Source organism: Streptomyces sp. NPDC090499 (assembly GCF_044769305.1).
Classification (GTDB): Bacteria; Actinomycetota; Actinomycetes; order Streptomycetales; family Streptomycetaceae; genus Streptomyces.
In genome coordinates this window covers 1,551,191-1,553,669 of the sequence record NZ_JBIVXP010000001.1, presented here as the reverse complement: position 1 = coordinate 1,553,669, position 2,479 = coordinate 1,551,191, and the positions used below count along the sequence as shown (strand labels likewise).

4 protein-coding genes are annotated in these 2,479 nt (G+C 73.0%); all 4 read left to right on the top strand.

The window, feature by feature from the left end; translation table 11 throughout:
- Positions 1–293 precede the first annotated feature (293 nt).
- Positions 294–584 (top strand): hypothetical protein, encoded by a 291-nt coding sequence (locus ACIQVL_RS07170; RefSeq protein WP_403428152.1) that lies wholly within the window; start codon positions 294–296, stop codon positions 582–584.
- Between the two features lie 141 nt (positions 585–725).
- Complete coding sequence (locus ACIQVL_RS07165; RefSeq protein ID WP_403474660.1) at positions 726–1,226, top strand: DUF5949 family protein; 501 nt, start codon at positions 726–728, stop codon at positions 1,224–1,226.
- The gene (locus tag ACIQVL_RS07160) at positions 1,226–1,810 is read left to right on the top strand and encodes a vitamin K epoxide reductase family protein (protein ID WP_403474659.1); all 585 of its coding nucleotides are present in this window, start codon (positions 1,226–1,228) and stop codon (positions 1,808–1,810) included. Before ACIQVL_RS07165 ends, ACIQVL_RS07160 begins: the two co-directional genes overlap by 1 nt.
- Before the next feature lie 205 nt (positions 1,811–2,015).
- The coding region (locus ACIQVL_RS07155; RefSeq protein WP_403474658.1) for a hypothetical protein at positions 2,016–2,479 on the top strand (464 nt) is incomplete at its 3' end.

The following is a 2,479-nucleotide window of genomic DNA, read 5'->3' as shown; positions in this document are numbered from 1 at the left end:
CGGGTGGGGGCGGGGGGCGGGCCCCCGCGCGGGTGCGCCCCCCCCCGGCCCCCCCGGGGCGGGGGGGGGGGGGCGGGGCGCCGGCCCCCCCCCCCCCGCCCCCCCCGCCCCCCGGCCGGTCCGTGCTTTTCTCCCGGCCGTTTCCCGGACCCTGCGCGGTCCGGCCGGTGCCACCGGGATCTCATATGTCTTCCGAAAACGGGGTTTCCGGTCCGCCGGGACGTCGTTGGACATGACGTCGCAATTCCCCCGGGCGGCTTGCGTAGCCGAAAGTCGCCGAAGAAAGGAACATGATGAAGTCGCTGAAGGCCGTCGCCGTCGCCGCCGGTTCCGTGGCTCTCGTCGGCGTCGCCGCGCCCGCGTTCGCCTACAACACCGCCGACCTCACGCCCACCAGCCTCAACGGCGCCGTGAACACGATCACCAAGGACGGCCTGGACCTGAACCAGGCGATGCCGCTGCGGCACCAGTCGAACGCGCTCGACACCGAGAACAAGCGCTCCCCGCTCAACACGGTCAAGACCGCGGCCGGCGCCCTCAACCAGCACAACCCGCTGCTGGGCGGTCTGCCGCTGCAGAGCTGAGCCGGCGAGGGACGGGCCGGGCCGGGAGCGTTCGAGGGACACCGAGGGGTGTCCCTCGTTCGTGTGGCCCGGCCGGCGGACGTCCGCCGACCGGGTGAGCGGGCGCCCGGCCGCCGCACCGCCCGTCGGTAGGGTCGCGCGGTGACCTCAACCCCAAGCGACACCCGCCCGTTCCGCCTCGCCGACCTCGGCACGCTCGTCGTGCTGGCCTGGAGCGGCGAGGCCCCCGACGGCAGCGACATGCCCTATCTGCTGGCCTACTCCCTCGGTGATGCCGAGGGCGGTCCCGGGGCCACCGCGGCCGCGATCGAGGCGCTGCTGGCGAACAACGGACTGCCGGTCGGCGGCGACCTCGTCGACGGCACCGCCCGGCCCAGCCTGCCCGTCACCCTGCTCGTCGAGGCCGGCCAGGTCGTCCTCAGCCTGGCCCCGCTCAACGCCCAGTGCCCCGCGCCCGCGGAGTGGCTCGCCGCGGTCGGCGAACGCGGCTACGCCTACCTGGTGTTCACCACCCGCCCGTGGCCCGAGGGCGAGCCCGGCAAGCCCGTCACCCCCGAGGCGCTGAAGGACTTCGCCGGGGCCGAGGAGACCCTGACGGCCGCCGCGCACGTCGTGCTGCCGGCCCGCAGCCTGCGCGGCTGATGGCGGGCACCGCCGGCGCCGGGCGGGGGTTCGCGCTGCTGACGGTGGTCGCGGGGGCGGCCGGGCTGCTCGCCTCCTGGGTCATCACCCTCGACAAGTTCAAGCTCATCGAGAACCCGCGCTTCGTGCCCGGGTGCAGCCTCAACCCGGTGGTGTCGTGCGGCAGCGTGATGAAGAGCGCCCAGGCCTCGGCGTTCGGGTTCCCCAACCCGATGCTGGGCCTGGCGGCCTACGCCGTCGTGATCTGCGTCGGCATGAGCCTGCTGGCCGGCGCCCGCTTCCCCGCCTGGTACTGGCTGACCTTCGACGTCGGCTGCGCCTTCGGCATCGGATTCGTCACCTGGCTGCAGTTCCAGTCGCTGTACCGGATCGGCGCGCTGTGCCTGTGGTGCTGCCTGGCCTGGGTCGCCACCATCCTCCTGTTCTGGTACGTCACCTCCTTCGCCGTACGCCACCGGTTCCTGCCCGCCCCGCGCCCGCTGCGGGAGTGCCTCGGCGAGTTCACCTGGGTGCTGCCGGTGCTGCACACCGGGGTCGTCGGCATGCTGATCCTGACCCGATGGTGGGACTTCTGGACGAGCTGAACAACGGAACTCCGGAATTACCGAATTCCCGAATTCCCGAATTCAGGAGGAGCCGAATGACGGAAGAGCGGAAGAGTGGATGACCGCGGATGGCGTACAGCCGACTAATGCTGCACCCGGGCGAATTGTGAACTGATGCCGATTCCCGGCTCGTTACCCGGTACGGACGTCGCTCCTCTCGTATCCGGAAAGGCCCGTACCTGACATGAAGCCGACCACCCGAGGAACCCTTGCCGTCGTCGTCGCGGGCGTCGCCGTCGCCGTGGGCGCCGCGGCCACGCCCGCCGTTGCGACCGGCGGGGTCCCCGTCCCCGTCCCTCTGGACGGCGTCGAGAAGTCCCTCGGCATCGAGATGCCCAAGCTCGGCATGGAGCTGCCGCTGCTGATCCCCGGCGTCCCCGAGGGGCCCCGCTACGTCGAGGGCCGGCTCATCCCGGAGGGCGCGCTGCCGCAGGTGCCGATGAACGGCCGGCTGCCCGGCGTCGGCCTCGGCGTGCCGCTGCCGCGCGCCCTCGGCGCCGGCTTCGACCACGTCGGCGTCGACCTCCCCGCCTCCGACCTGCGCACCCTCACCCCCGGCCTGGCACTGGACGCGCCCCTCAGCGCGCCCGACCCGCAGCACTACGGCGTGCCGCACCTGAAGATGCCCGAGGTCGGGGTGCTCGCCCC

Excerpts from the sequence above, each read along its gene's own strand:
- ACIQVL_RS07160 (WP_403474659.1), top strand. The coding sequence starts at position 1,226 with ATGGCGGGCACCGCCGGCGCCGGGCGGGGGTTCGCGCTGCTGACGGTG.
- ACIQVL_RS07170 (WP_403428152.1), top strand. The coding sequence starts at position 294 with ATGAAGTCGCTGAAGGCCGTCGCCGTCGCCGCCGGTTCCGTGGCTCTC.